This is a genomic window from Nonomuraea sp. NPDC005650, from assembly GCF_040605375.1.
Taxonomy (GTDB): domain Bacteria; phylum Actinomycetota; class Actinomycetes; order Streptosporangiales; family Streptosporangiaceae; genus Nonomuraea.
Genome location: NZ_JBEXCR010000046.1, coordinates 59,713 through 73,373, shown reverse-complemented (window position 1 = coordinate 73,373; position 13,661 = coordinate 59,713). Strand labels below are relative to the sequence as shown.

The 13,661-nt window shown below is 72.6% G+C and carries 10 protein-coding genes; 1 reads left to right on the top strand and 9 read right to left on the bottom strand.

Annotated features, from left to right (window positions below; translation table 11 throughout):
- Positions 1 to 24: 24 nt before the first annotated feature.
- From ABZS69_RS52690 to ABZS69_RS52650, 9 genes are all read right to left on the bottom strand, one after another.
- Positions 25 to 1,965, bottom strand: a complete 1,941-nt coding sequence (locus ABZS69_RS52690) for a serine/threonine-protein kinase (RefSeq protein ID WP_355388385.1) — start codon at positions 1,963 to 1,965, stop codon at positions 25 to 27.
- Positions 1,966 to 2,158: 193 nt separating this feature from the next.
- Positions 2,159 to 4,924 (bottom strand): DUF5682 family protein, encoded by a 2,766-nt coding sequence (locus tag ABZS69_RS52685; RefSeq protein WP_355388382.1) that lies wholly within the window; start codon positions 4,922 to 4,924, stop codon positions 2,159 to 2,161.
- Positions 4,921 to 6,036, bottom strand: coding sequence for an AAA family ATPase (locus ABZS69_RS52680; protein WP_355388379.1), 1,116 nt, complete (start codon positions 6,034 to 6,036; stop codon positions 4,921 to 4,923). Before ABZS69_RS52680 ends, ABZS69_RS52685 begins: the two co-directional genes overlap by 4 nt.
- 12 nt (positions 6,037 to 6,048) lie before the next feature.
- Positions 6,049 to 7,350: a VWA domain-containing protein gene (locus ABZS69_RS52675; RefSeq protein WP_355388376.1), complete on the bottom strand. Its 1,302-nt coding sequence runs from the start codon at positions 7,348 to 7,350 to the stop codon at positions 6,049 to 6,051.
- Entirely contained in the window at positions 7,347 to 8,729 is a 1,383-nt protein-coding gene (locus tag ABZS69_RS52670; RefSeq protein ID WP_355388373.1) for a hypothetical protein, read from the bottom strand. The genes ABZS69_RS52675 and ABZS69_RS52670 overlap by 4 nt, the downstream gene beginning before the upstream one ends.
- Entirely contained in the window at positions 8,729 to 9,220 is a 492-nt protein-coding gene (locus ABZS69_RS52665; RefSeq protein WP_355388370.1) for a hypothetical protein, read from the bottom strand. Before ABZS69_RS52665 ends, ABZS69_RS52670 begins: the two co-directional genes overlap by 1 nt.
- Before the next feature lie 136 nt (positions 9,221 to 9,356).
- Complete coding sequence (locus ABZS69_RS52660; RefSeq protein ID WP_355388367.1) at positions 9,357 to 10,892, bottom strand: sugar ABC transporter ATP-binding protein; 1,536 nt, start codon at positions 10,890 to 10,892, stop codon at positions 9,357 to 9,359.
- A 15-nt stretch (positions 10,893 to 10,907) separates the two neighbouring features.
- On the bottom strand, positions 10,908 to 11,972 hold the full coding sequence (locus ABZS69_RS52655) for a substrate-binding domain-containing protein (protein ID WP_355388364.1): 1,065 nt from the start codon (positions 11,970 to 11,972) through the stop codon (positions 10,908 to 10,910).
- Between the two features lie 24 nt (positions 11,973 to 11,996).
- The gene (locus ABZS69_RS52650; RefSeq protein ID WP_355388361.1) at positions 11,997 to 12,953 is read right to left on the bottom strand and encodes an ABC transporter permease; all 957 of its coding nucleotides are present in this window, start codon (positions 12,951 to 12,953) and stop codon (positions 11,997 to 11,999) included.
- 63 nt (positions 12,954 to 13,016) lie between these two features.
- Between ABZS69_RS52650 and ABZS69_RS52645 the strand changes: the two genes are divergently transcribed.
- A complete protein-coding gene (locus tag ABZS69_RS52645) occupies positions 13,017 to 13,655 on the top strand; it encodes a GntR family transcriptional regulator (protein ID WP_355388358.1) in 639 nt (212 codons plus the stop codon).
- Positions 13,656 to 13,661 lie beyond the last annotated feature (6 nt).

Here is a 13,661-nt window from a genome sequence, read left to right as displayed (position 1 = left end):
TGCGGGCCGCGCCGAGTAGACGGGTCAGCGGCCCTGGGCGAGGTTCCAGGCGCGGGCGGTCTGGTCACGGCTGCCGCTGACGGCGATCGGCCGCCCGTCGAGCAGGCCCGCCGCCACCGACCAGACGCAGTCGGAATGACCGGTGAACGGCGTGCCGAGTAGTTTCCTGGTGTTCAGGTCCCACACGCGTACCGTTCTGTCCTCGCTGCCCGTGACCACCACGGGCGTGCCGTCGAGGTTGCTGATCGCCACCGACCAGACGACGCCGGTGTGGCCGATGAGCGGGGCGCCGACCTGCTTCATGGTGATCAGGTCCCAGACCCGCGCGGTCATGTCCTCGCCGCCGGTGACCACCACGGGCGCGCCGTTCAGGAAGCCCATCGCCGCCGACCGCACCCAGCCGGAGTGGCCGGCCATCGGCGCGCCGAGCTGTTTCCTGGTAGGGAGGTCCCAGACGCGCACGGTCCCGTCGTCGCCGGTGGTGACGGCCACGGACGCGCCGCCGGCCTGGCCGATGGTCACCGCCCACACCCCGCCCTCGTGACCGGCCAGCGGATCGCCGTACTCCTTGGCCGTCTGCAGGTCCCAGACGCGGGCGGTGCCGTCGGTGGAGGCGGTGACGGCGACGTGCCGGCCGCCGATCCGGCCGGTCGCCACGCACTTGACGTCGCCCTTGTGCCCGGCCAGGACGCGGGAACCGCCGGCGGGCAGGCCCCAGACGCGGGCGGTGTCGTCGTCGCTCGCGGTGACGGCGATCGGCGCGCCGTCGAGCTCGTCGAGGACGACCGATCTGACCCATTCGGTGTGGCCGGTGAGCGGCTGGCCGATCTGCCGGTAGGTGCGCAGGTTCCACAGGCGGGCGGTCTCGTCGTCCGAGCCGGTCAGCATGACGGGGACGCCGTCGAGGCTGCCGAGGGCCACCGCCCGCACGTCGTTGGTGTGGCCGGTCAGCGGTTTCCCGAGCTCGGCGCCGAACTGGAGGACCGGGGCGGCCGGACGTACCGGGTCCCGCTCGCGCGGCCACATCGCCACGGCCACGGCCGCCGCGGCGGCGGCCACCCCGACGGCCAGCACCGCGCGGCGCGGCACCCGGCGGGGCGGCGCGGTCTCGGGGAGGACGTCGGGCGGCGCGACGTCGGGCCCCATCGGGTCGGGCAGGGTCAGGGTGTCGTCGCCGGTCAGGGCGCGGACCAGGTCGTCCGCCGTGAGCCGCCGGGCGGGGTTCTTGTCCAGGCACGTGGTCACCAGCGGCCGCAGCGACTCGGGCATCCCGGACAGGTCGGGCGGGTCGTACAGGAGCGCGTGCAGCACCGCGGCCACGGAGTCCCCGGCGAACGCCCGGTGCCCCGTCGCCGCGTACACCATCGTGGCCGCCCAGCTGAACACGTCCGCCGCCGGCCCCACCTCCCCGCCGCTCACCTGCTCGGGCGCCATGTACCCGGGCGTGCCGAACGCCCCGGACTGCGTGACGGCGTGGTCGAGCGCCCGCGAGATGCCGAAGTCGATCACCACGGGGCCCTCGGGCCCGAGGATGACGTTGCCGGGCTTCAGGTCGCGGTGGACGACCCCGGCCCGGTGGATGGCCGCCAGCGCCGTCGCCGTCGCCACCGCGAGCCGCTCCAGCCCGCCGCCGGTGCGGGGCCCGTCCTTCCTGACGGCGCGTTCGAGGGACTCGCCGCGTACGTATTCGCTCACGATGTACGGCCGGTCGGCCTGCATCCCCATGTCCAGCACCCGCGCGGTGCAGAAGGGGGCGACCCGGCGGGCGAGGTCCACCTGCCGGAAGAACCTGCGCCGGGCCTCGGGATCGTCCGAGAGCCGGGCGTGCAACACCTTGACCGCGACCTCGTCGCCCGACGGGCTCAAGCCCACGTAGACCACGCCCTGCCCGCCCTCGCCGAGGAACCGGACGAGGCGGTAGGCGGCGATCTGACCGAGGTGATCCCCCGATTGCGGACGCGACACTGCTTCCCTCTTCGAATCGCGCAGGAGCTTCAGCACCGGATACTACGATTCGGAAAGCCCTCGTGGATGACCCCGGAGGGCAACATAAATGGACATATTTGCCCTGGTCAGAGAAACGTCATGCGCTGTTTCCCGGTGATTCATCTCCCGGAGAGCGCGGGCGGCCCCGTACCGAACGGGACCGCCCGCGGCTTCAGGCGAGCAGGCCCGCCAGGGCCAGCGCGGGCTCCGGGTGGCCGGCCAGGAGCGCGGCCACCTCCCCTGGGCCCGGCGCCGGCGCCTGCCAGGAGCCCTCGCAGCCGAGCAGCCCCGCCACCGCGTCACAGGCGGCCGGATGCCCCAGCAGCAGCTCGGCCACCGGCCCCGACGCCACCGGCGCGGCACCCGCCGGCGCGGCGGCGGGACGCGCCGACCGCGCCGTCCACGGCGGCACCCAGCCGTCCACGGCCGCCAGCGTGCCGGGGAACGTGCGCCCGGCCTCGCGGACGAGCGCCGGCATCAGCTCCCCCGCCTGGTCCCGCAGCGAGGTGATCAGCTTCGGCAGCCACGGCAGCAGCACCCGGTCGGGCAACTGCCCGAACGCCTTCGAGATCACCTCCACCACGAAGCCCGACAGGGCGGGGACGGGCTCCATGGCCTGGACGAACCCCAGGATGTAGAGCGGGAACGACGGGACCACCAGCGGGTTGGCCAGCAGCTCGTCGCACCGCGCCCGCAGCTGCGCCAGCGGCAGCAGCCCGAGCTGGGAGCGCGCCGCCCACAGCAGCGCCACCTTGTCCGGCGCCTCCGGATGCGACTGCTGCACGGCCAGCTCCAGCTGGGCCCGGTCGCAGCCCAGTGAGAGCGCCAGGCCCTCCATCGAGAACAGGAACCCCAGCATGGCCGCGACCTGCCGCGCCCCCGTGTCGTCGTCCACGAACGCCGTCGGCAGGAGGGTGCAGTAATGCGCGTAGCCGGAGGTCGCGAACTCCTCGCACCAGGCCGGCAGCTCCGGCTCGTGGGCCCGGTAGTAGGACATCAGCCGCCGGATCCTGCGCAGCACCTCGGGCGCGTCGTCCACGCTGCGCTCGGACGAGAGCAGCTCCACGGCCCGCTGCCCCAGCTCGTCGGCGAAGCGGCGGCCGCCGAGGAAGAGCACCGCGTCCTCGACGGCCGCCAGCGCGACGGCCGCCGTGGCCTTGGGGTCCCACACGGAACGGCGCAGCCGCTGCTCCAGCACCTGCTCGATGGTGACGCCCTCGTAGCCCAGCTCGATGATCGAGCGCTGGTGCTTGCCGAACGCCAGGTCCCAGCTCTCCTGGATCGAGCGCTCCCCCAGCCGGCGCTCGCCCATGATGGGGCGGACGGCGTCGCGCGGCAGCAGGTAGCGCAGCATCCACAGCAGGTCGGAGCAGGGCACCAGCTCGGGATCGGCGTTGAGGTCGAGCAGCGCCCGCTGGATCGTGCGCTTCTCCAGGTCGAGCCCGAGCGGCGCGAGCCGGTCGTACACGTCGCGGGCCAGCGGCGGCAGGGCGTCGTAGCCGACCTCGCCGACGCGGTCGCCGCCGAGCATGATCTCGCACAGCCGCCGCACGTCGCGGCGGCCCGGCACGACGTCCTTCTCGATGCAGGTGACCGCCGCGTCCTGGAAGTCGTACGGGGTCGGCCTGGCCCGGTTGCGCATGCCGGCGAGCAGGATCGAGGTCTCGAACACGGCGATGGCGTCGGCGGTGCTGGCCAGGTAGCCGTTGCGGCGGGCCAGCCGGACGATGTCGACGCTCCAGCCGAGCAGCTCGGCCTCGTCCAGCTCGTCGAGCGCGGGCGGCTGCGACAGGAACCCGGTCAGCCGGTCGGCCACCTCGCCCTGGGGGACGGGCGCGGGCAGCTTGGCCACACGCTTGCGCGCGCCCCGCTGCCCGGCCAGCTGGAACGGCGTCAGTTTGCCACGGGTCAGCGCCTTGTCCCAGGTCGCCGCCGCGATCGACACCGAGCCGGAGGCCAGCCCGAACTGGGCCTCGATGGCCGAGTGGCTGGACGGGATGAGCCCGTAGAGCCATTTCGTGCCGGTTCGCGGGGTGATCTCGAAGGCCGCCGTGGACTTCAGCCCGAACTGCTCGACGTGGCTGGCGGCGTGGAAGGCGCCGCACACGTAGAGGCAGTCGGCCGGGTCGGCGCCGGAAGCGGCCAGGTGCTCGCGCATCCTGGTCCACATGTAGCGCTCGCGGTCCTCGTCCACGCTGCGCCGGCCGCCGTCGCGGTCGAGGCGGCGGAACAGGCTGCCGATCAGCACCATGACCTGGCGGTAGGTGTCGTAGTCGGCCCCGGACAGCGGCTGCTCGACGTACTGGTCCCACCACTCCGACCAGTGGCGCACCTTGCCGTGGTGGAGCAGGTGCTCCTCCAGCTCGGCGAAGCGCGGGCGCAGGTCGCCGAGCTCGATGCCCACCGCGTCGCCGTGCAGGCCGGCCTCTTCTGCGTGCTCCTTCTTGCCGGGCTCCTCGTGGGGCGCCCACTGGAAGACGTGGTCCGTCGACCGGTCGACCAGCACCAGCTCGACGCCCGGGGTCTCCAGCGCGTACGAGATGGCCTGGTATTCGGCGGACGCCTCGGTGATGGGCGCCACCACGCTGAGCGGCGCCCACGACAGGGGGAAGCCGTCGAGCTCGGTCGCGAACGCCTGCACCGCCACCGGCAGCCGGCAGTTGCGCAGCTCGCTCAGCAGCGGCCGCAGGTCCTCGCAGAGCTCCAGGTAGATGACCTTCGGCTGCTTCTCCCGCAGCCTGCGCACCATCGCCAGCGCCGAGGCCGGCGAGTGGTGGCAGACCGGGAAGATCTCCAGCTCCTCGCGCAGCGCCCGGTCCACGTCGTCGACCAGGCCGGACAGGATGTCCGACACGGTCACCGGGCTGTCGGCGAACGCGGCGGCGGCGTCGAGGAGCTGCTCACGGAGCGCGCCGAACGGGCTCGTCTGGCCGGTCATGAGAGCGTGGCGATGGCCTCGCGGCCGCCCTCGAGGAACTCCGGCCACTCCCCGCCGTCCTTCTTGCTGCGGGGCTCGACGACGCCGTGCCAGTACTTGTTGAGGATCGCGAGGTCCTCGGGGCTGCGCCGGGCCAGCGAGCCGACCAGCGAGCCGGCGAGGGTCTGGGCGCGCAGCACGCGGTCGCCGAAGAAGTGGCTGTGCAGGATGGCGTCCTCCAGCACGCCGATCTGCTCGGCCGTGGACAGCGCCGACTCCAGCTTCTCGTCGTCGCTGGTGGCCGACGCGGCGGCCGTGCGCAGGTCGGCGAAGCTCTGCAGCAGGATGTCCAGCAGCGTGGGCGGCAGGTCCAGCTCGATCCGGTGCCGGCGCAGCAGCTCCTCGGTGCGGAAGCGGACGATCTCCGCCTCGCTCTTCTTGTTCGTCACGACGGGGATGCGGACGAAGTTGAAGCGGCGCTTGAGGGCCGACGACAGGTCGTTGACTCCCCGGTCGCGGCTGTTGGCGGTGGCGATGATGGAGAAGCCGGGCTGGGCGAAGACGATGTTGTCGTCGTCGAGCTCGGGGATGGAGACGTACTTCTCCGACAGGATCGAGATCAGCGCGTCCTGCACGTCGCTGGTCGAGCGGGTCAGCTCCTCGAAGCGGCCGATCACGCCCTTCTCCATCGCCGTCATGATCGGCGAGGGGATCATCGAGTGGCGGGACTGGCCCTTGGCGATGACCATGGAGACGTTCCACGAGTATTTGATGTGGTCCTCGGTCGTGCCCGCGGTGCCCTGGACCACCAGCGTGGAGTTGCGGCAGATCGCCGCGGACAGCAGCTCGGCCAGCCAGCTCTTGCCGGTGCCCGGGTCGCCGATGAGCAGCAGGCCCCGGTCGGAGGCCAGGGTCACGATGCTGCGCTCGACGAAGCTGCGGTCACCGAACCACTTCTGCGAGATCTCCCGGTCGAGCCCGTCGGAGCGCTCGGAGCCGAGGATGAACAGCCTGATCATGCGGGGGCTCAGCCGCCACGAGAACGGCTTGGGGCCGTCGTCGACCGACTCCAGCCAGTCGAGCTCCTCCGCGTACTTCACCTCTGCGGGGGCGCGCAGCATATCGTCACTCATGGGTGAGGTCTCCTAAGCGAGGAAGTTCTTGAGCTCGAGGACGAGCTTGCGGATATGACCCGAGATCACGGGGGTGCCCAGGTCCTTGAGTTTCTGGCGGTACCACGGGTCGACGCTCGCGTTTCCGGAGCTGTTGACCGAGCCGACGGGGATGAACTTGACCCCCGAGCGGTGGATCGCCTCGAAGTCGGTGATCAGCGATCGGTTGTCGTAGAAGTCGGAGATCCACACCATCACGGTGTTGCGCGGATCGGTGATCTTCGGCCGGCCCAGGGCCATCGCGACCGTGCCGTCGGTGCCCCCGCCGAGCGTGGTGCGCAGCAGCACCTCGAACGGGTCGTGCACCCACGGGGTCAGGTCGAGCGCCCGGGTGTCGTACGCGATGAGATGCACGTCGACCTTGGGCAGCCCGGCGAAGATCGACGCCAGGATGGTGCAGTTGACCATCGCGTCCACCATCGAGCCCGACTGGTCGACGACCACGATCAGGCGGGCCGGGGTGGTGCGGCGGGCGGTCTGCTTGTAGTAGAGCCGGTCGACGTAGAGCCGCTGGTCCTCCGGGCTCCAGTTGGTGAGGTTCTTCCAGATGGTGCGCTCGATGTCGAGGTTGCGGAAGACCCGCTTCGGCGGCACCGACCGGTCGATGACGCCCACGCTGGTCTTCTCCACCTGGGTGCGCAGCACCTCGGCGACCTCGTCCACGAACCTGCGGATCAGCGCCTTGGCGTTGGCCAGCGCGACGCCCGACAGGTTGGACTTGTCGCGCAGCAACTGCTCGATGAGCGACATGCTGGGCGTGAGCTGCCTGGACAGCGCCGGGTCGGCCAGCACCTCGCGCAGGTGCATGCGCTTGACCAGGTCGCCTTCGATGCCCGCCAGGACCGCGGCCACCTCTTCGTCGCCGGGGCTGTGCCGCAGCCCGCCGGGCTCGCTGCCCATGCCGCGCTCGAACCAGCCCGCGTCGTTCTTCCAGCTCTCCAGCCGGCTCGCGGTGACGTTGCCGGTGCCCGTGGAGAACACGTTGAGCAGCAGCTTGGAGACCAGGGCCGCCCGGCGGACCTCGTCGCCGTCCTCGTGCTCCTTCTCGGCCATGAGATCTTGGAACTCGTCGGCCAGGCCGGGGAAGCGCTGCACGAGGTTGTCGATCGAGACGCCGGGGTCGAGCAGGGCGGGCGGGAGGCCGAGGTCGTCGACGATGGCCACGCTCGACCGCTCCAGGGTGGGCTGCTCGTCGGCGCCGAAGACGCGGGACAGCAGGCGCCAGTAGAGCACCTGGCGCCGGGTCTCGTCCGATGGGGTGGGGGAATCGGTCATTTCCTCAGCAACCGCCCCGCTCGCTCGCGCAGCACGGCGACCACGTCACCGGCCTTGGCCTCGGCCTTGACGACCTTGGGGTCGGTGGGGCCCATGGCCCAGTCGCCGTTGTGCGCGGTGACGCCCTTCTTCTTGACCGTGGCCTGCACGGCGAGCGGCTGCAGGAGCCACTGCCCGCCGTCCCAGCGCATGAGGCCGATGCAGGCGGAGGAGGCCGACACCAGCTCGGGGGTGAGCGGCCCGCCGGCCGGCAGCCGGTCGAGGGTCACCGGGAGCGAGTTTCCGCCCAGGTCGAGCGTCTCGTCCTTGATCGTGTAGCCCTCCAGGAAGACGGGCTCAGCGATGCGTACGGGATGGCGGTCGAGCGGCGGGGTCGCCGGCGCCACGGCCTCGGCGAGCTGGACCCGGGCGGTCGCGAACGGGTCGGCCGCCTCGCCGGCGCTCGCCCTGCCGTCGTGCCACACCAGGTCGCCGCCCGGCAGCAGCGGCATGTCGGCGAGCTCCAGGCTGAGGTGGCCGGCCAGCGCGCCCATGAGCACGGGGTGGTCGCCCATCAGCCGCCACACGGACGGACCGGAGATCGTGTCCACCTTCGCGGCCGCCACGCTCGTGCGCACCAGCCGGGACGGGGCGTCGCCCGCGGGCTCGAGGATGCCGTGGACCTGCACCCGCACCACTGTGGCGTGCTCGTGCAGGTCGGCGCCGAGGATCAGCAGCCGCCCCGAGACCGGCTCGGCGGCGCCGTGCCACGTGCCCTTCTGGGACAGCAGCAGGGCACGCGTCCACAGGTCGGCCCACCTGCGGGCGGGCAGCAGGTCCATCGTGCCCACCGGGCAGGACGCCCGCAGCTCCGCCGCCAGCCCGTCGAGCAGCACCGCCAGCCCGCGCAGCTCGGGCACGGCCAGCAGCGCCTCGATGGCCTGGTCGGCACTGGAGACGACGTCGTGGTCGACGCCGCGCCAGCCGGTGATCGCCAGCTCGCGCAGCCAGCCCCGGCACGCGGCCAGCACACCCGCCGGCTCGCCCGCGCCTTCGGCGGGCTCCCAGGTCTCGCGGGTGCGGCCCAGCGCCGTGTCGAGCCGGGCGAGCAGGGCGTCGTGCACCGCGCCGAGCAGCGCGGCCCGCCCGCCGGCCAGCGCCGCCAGGTGCTCGTCGCCGACCGACCCGGCGGTCACCTTCTCCGCCGCCTCGGCCAGCCGGTCGCCGAGCGGGCTGCCGGCCAGCGCGCCCGCCAGGGCGACCAGCGCCGCGGACGCCTCCTCACCCAGCCGGGCGAACCCGTGGGTGAGCGCGTCATCGAACCCCGTCACCAGGTCGAGCGCCTCGCCTGCCCCGGCCGGGGCGTCGCCGACCAGCTCTCCGAGCTGTACGTCGAGCATCACCGCACCGCCCTCGTCGCCGGGAACCAGTGCAGCTCGGCCAGCGGCTCCGTGCTGTCGGGCACCTCCAGGTAGGCCAGGTGGCGCAGGAACCTGCTGAACACCACGGCGGCGGGCGTGCGCTCGACCGGCCCCTTGACGGAGGACATCAGGGACTGGCCCTCGGGCACCTCAACCCCCAGGTAACGGGCCACCCGGTCGAGCCCGTACTGCAGGACCGCCTCGTCGGCCAGCTGGTGGATGTGCTTGCAGGCGTAGCCGTGCAGCGCGCCGCACGGCCGGTTGTTGTTGGTGCTGCAGCTCAACGCGTGGGTGCCGGCGGTGATGGACGAGACGTAGACCCGTTCGATGTCGGATCCGCTCGACACGACCCCCTGCAACCGCCCGTCGGCCAGCTCGACGAAGGGCACCTTCGCCAGCTTCCGCGGCTCGACAGGCGGCACCACCCGCACCACGCTGCGCCGCTCCCACGCGGCTCTGTCCGCGTCCACGACCTTGAACCCTCCCGCCCCGGCCGGATCACGGGCGCGCGCGGGAATGCCCGCGCCTTCGCGACCGGCTGATCAATGATCCGGGAACTTACCGGAGGCCACTGACAGATCGGGTCTAAACGATCAAAGCGCGAGTTCACGGCTCGCTGTCGCCGTTCACCGCCTCCAGAACGGCGTGCGCGGTCAGGCCCGCGCCTTCCAGCACGGCGGAGACGCGGCCCTTCCTGATCACCACGACGCGGTGGCAGACCTCGGCCAGCTCCTTGGGGTCGCTGGAGGCCAGCAGCTGCACCGCGCCCGCCTGGGCCAGCTCGGACATGAGCGCGTAGATCTCGGCCCGGGCGCCGATGTCGATGCCCCGGGTCGGGTCGTCCATGAGCAGCACGGACGGGCGGGCGGCGAGCCATTTGGCGAACACGACCTTCTGCTGGTTGCCGCCGGAGAGCTGGTCCACCGCCTGCTCGATCGAGGACATCCGTACGCCGACCCGCTCCGTGAACGCCCGGGCCGTCTCCCGCAGCGCCCTGGCCGTCAGCCATCCGCCGTGCCTGGCCAGGCCGACGGCGTCCACCTGGACGACGTTCTCCCAGACGGGCTTGTCCGCGGTGATCCCGACGCCGCGCCGGTCCCCGGAGATGAGCCCCACCCCGGCTTTCACGGCCGCGCGGACGCCGGGGGCCGGGCGCGTGCCGTCGGGCAGTTCCACGTGGCCCGGCGCGGGGGTCAGGGCGCCCGCGACGACACGCAGCACGTCGGTGTGCCCGGATCCGACGAGCCCCGCGATGCCCAGGATCTCGCCGGGCGCGGCCTCCAGGCTCACCTCACGCAGCCGCCCTGGCACGGTCACCGACACCAGCCGAAGCGGCCCCGCACCCGCCATGCCCACACCCGCCATGCCTGCTCCCGCTGCGCCCGCCGGGCGCGGGGTGGCGGGCCCGCCCTTGGGGGCACGGCCGCCCAGCATGGCCGTGACCAGCGTCGCGAGGTCGAGGCCCGCCGCGTCGGCCCCGCCCAGCACCACGGCGCCGTCCCTGAGCACGGTCACCTCGTCGCAGATCGCCAGCACGTCCTCCAGCACGTGCGACACGTAGACGACGGCGGTGCCCCGGTCCCGCAACCCGCCGACGATCTCGTGCAGCCGGGCCACCTCGGCGGGCTGCAGCGCCGAGGTGGGCTCGTCCAGGATGAGCACCCGGGGCCGCTCCACCAGCGCCCGCGCGATCTCCACGAGCTGCCGCTCGCCCAGCGGCAGCGACTCCACGAGCGCGTCGGGCGGCGCCCGCAGCCCCAGCTCCGCCAGCACCGGCGCGGCCAGCGCGCGCATCGCCGCCCGGTCCACCAGCGGCCCCCTGCGCGGCAGCCGGTGCGCGAACACGTTCGCGAGGACGTCCTGGTCGGGGAAGAGGTTCAGCTCCTGGGAGACGATCGCGACGCGCTGCCCGGCCGCCTGCGCCGTGCTGCCGAAGCGCACGGGCCGCCCGCCGAGCAGCAGCTCGCCGCGGTCGGGGGGCACCGCGCCCGCGAGGATCCGCACCAGCGTGGACTTGCCCGCGCCGTTCTCGCCCACCAGGGCGTGCACCGTGCCCTCGCGGAAGGCGACGTCCACCCCGGCCAGCGCGCGCACGCCGCCGTACGACTTCGCGAGGTCGCGGCCCGCGAGCACCACCGTCATTCCCGCACGCTCCGATCAGGACAGGGGCTTCATCCGGCCCTCGACGTTCGCGAACTGCTCGGTGATGAGCTTCTTGTACCAGGCGGCCCTGGCCTGGGGGCTCTGCTGGCGGGCGATGATCTCGTCCACGTTGTCCTTGGTGACCATGGCTGCGCCGCTGTCCCAGAAGCCCTTGGGCAGCTCGCGCTTGCCGAGGGCGCGTTCGATGAGCAGGCGGGTGGTCACGTACCCCTTGAGCCAGTGCTGCGGGTCCACCACGCCGACGGACTGGCCGCTCTTGATGGCGGCCAAGCCGGCGTCGTTGAGGTCGAAGGCGGCGCACAGCCAGTCGCCGTTCGTCTCCTGGCGGATCTTGGGCAGGTTGAACGCCGCCGGGTCTCCCGCGTCCATGAACGCGAGCGCGTCCGAGTGGGCCCTGACCAGGCCGCTCCACGCCTTGTAGCTCTCGTCGGGCTGCTGCTTGGAGTCGAACGGGCCGAGCACCTGGAGGTTCGGGTTCTTGGCGGTGAGCTCGTCCTTCATGCCCTTGGCCCGGTGTTCGAGCACGGGGATGCCGGGCGTGGGGACGCCGAGCACGACGGTGCCCTTCTCGCCGGCCGGGAGCCGGGCGAGCACGGCGTCCGCCAGCATCGCGCCGGCCGCCGGGTTGTCGTTGCTGACCAGGGTCGCGACGCCGGACAGCGGCACGTCGGCGGCCACGACGGGGACGCCCTTGGCGATGGCGTCGGCGGCGGGGCGGGTGAAGAGCTCGGGGTTGAGCGTCATGACGCCGACGCCGTCCTTCGCGGTGGCGACCACCTGCTGGAACAGCCCGACCTCCGCCTGCCCGTCGGGCCCGGGAGGCGCGACGACCTGCACGTCCGCGCCCAGCTCCGTGCCCGCGTACTTGGCGCCCTCCATCATCTCCTGCGAGAAGTTGAGGTTGGCCGCGGCGGCCACGAAGGCCACGTGGACGTCCCCGGCCGCGCGCCCGCTCGCCGCGGGCTTGGCGACCGGTGCGCCGTCCCCGGTGCTGCAGGCGACGGCGGTCAGCGTGGCGAGGGCGAGAGCGGCGGCGACGCGCCGGCGGCGACTGCTCATGGAAGCTCCCTTTCAGGCATGCCTTCAGTTCGGGGGACGGGCTTGGGAACGCCTGCGCAGCAGGCTCGCGAACCCGACGGCGAGGAGGATCACCGCGCCGGTGGTGAAGTCGTTCCAGTTGATGTCGACGCGGAAGTACGCCAGGGCGGTCCTGACCACCTCCAGCAGCACGGCCCCGAGCGCCGCCCCGGTGACGCTGGCCCGGCCGCCGTGCAGCGGGGTGCCGCCGATCACGGCGGCGGCGATGGCCTGCAGCTCGTAGCCGGCGCCCGCGTTGGGGTCGGCGACCCCGAAGTATCCGAGCGTGAGCGCCCCCGCGACGCCTCCCATGACGCCCGCCAGCACGAACACCTGCAGCCGCACCCGCCGGATCGGGATGCCGCTGAACCTCGCCGCCTCCGGATTGCTGCCGATCGACCGGATCCGGTAGCCGAACGGCGTGTTGCGCAGGGTCACGACCAGCGCGGCCGCGCAGATGGCCAGGGCCCAGAAGTTCATGCCGAGGCCGATCAGCTTCCAGCCGAAGAACTTGGAGAACGGGTCGCTCAGCGGCGCGCCGAGCACTTGCCGGCCCTCGCTCAACCGGTGCGTGAGCCCCCGGTACGTGGACAGCGTGGCCAGCGTGGCGACGATCGAGGGCAGGCGGAGCAGGTCGACCAGGACGCCGTTCACCAGGCCGAGCAGCCCGCCCGCCACGACGCACAGCACCGCCGCGAGCCACGGGTGCAGGCCCGCGCGGATCAGCAGCGCCCCGCACAGGGCCGACAGGCCGAGCACCGACCCGACGGACAGGTCGAGCTCGCGCATGGCCAGCAGGTACGCCATCGCGCACGCCAGCACCCCCACCACGGCCGCCTGGTTGAGCACCTGGGCCAGCTGCCCGACCTGCAGGAACGTCGCGTCCCGCACCCCGACGACCAGCACCAGCACGACGGTCGCGACGAGCACCCCGGTGAAGTCCTGCCGCAGCGCGCCCCTCATGCGGCGGCTCCCGGGATAATTGTCGATAATATTGTCAACGAAGCTCTACATCGGGAGGATTCCGTGACCCCTGAGTCCCCGCTGGAGGAGACGCTGACCGACCGGCTCAGAGCGGCCGTGCTCAGCGGGGACTTCGTGCCCAACCAGCGGCTGGTCGAGGCCGACGTGTGCGAGCAGTTCGGGGCCACCCGCGCGGCCGTGCGCGAGACGTTCAGAGAGCTGAGCTCGGAGGGCCTGGTCGAGATCCTACGCAACAAGGGCGCCCGGGTCCGGGCGATCTCCAAGGCGGAGGCCATCGAGATCACGGAGGTGCGGATGGTGCTGGAGGGCCTGTCCGCCGCCAAGGCCGCCGAGCGCGTCACGCCCGAGCAGGCCGAGCTGCTGCGGGAGGTCGTCGCCGAGATGCGCGCCGCCGTGGAGCGCAACGACCTCGACCGATATTCGGAGCTGAACGCGGCGCTGCACGCCAAGGTCCGCGAGATCGCCGCCCACCAGACGTCGGCGTCGATCATCGAGCGGCTGGGGGCGCAGGTGATCCGGCACAAGTTCCGTCTGGCCCGGCAGCCGGGGCGGGCCGCGCTGTCGTTGCCGCAGCACGAGCTGATCGTGGCCGCCATCGTCGCCCGCGACCCCGAGGCGGCGCAGACGGCCATGCAGCAGCACCTGCGCAGCGTCGCCAAGGCCCTGGAGGCCACCGACTGACGGGCC

Bases quoted from the DNA above. Each gene is read 5' to 3' on its own strand.
- ABZS69_RS52655 (WP_355388364.1), bottom strand. From the start codon at position 11,972: ATGAGCAGTCGCCGCCGGCGCGTCGCCGCCGCTCTCGCCCTCGCCACG.
- ABZS69_RS52675 (WP_355388376.1), bottom strand. From the start codon at position 7,350: ATGACCGATTCCCCCACCCCATCGGACGAGACCCGGCGCCAGGTGCTC.
- ABZS69_RS52670 (WP_355388373.1), bottom strand. From the start codon at position 8,729: ATGCTCGACGTACAGCTCGGAGAGCTGGTCGGCGACGCCCCGGCCGGG.
- ABZS69_RS52680 (WP_355388379.1), bottom strand. From the start codon at position 6,036: ATGAGTGACGATATGCTGCGCGCCCCCGCAGAGGTGAAGTACGCGGAG.
- ABZS69_RS52660 (WP_355388367.1), bottom strand. From the start codon at position 10,892: ATGACGGTGGTGCTCGCGGGCCGCGACCTCGCGAAGTCGTACGGCGGC.
- ABZS69_RS52685 (WP_355388382.1), bottom strand. From the start codon at position 4,924: ATGACCGGCCAGACGAGCCCGTTCGGCGCGCTCCGTGAGCAGCTCCTC.
- ABZS69_RS52650 (WP_355388361.1), bottom strand. From the start codon at position 12,953: ATGAGGGGCGCGCTGCGGCAGGACTTCACCGGGGTGCTCGTCGCGACC.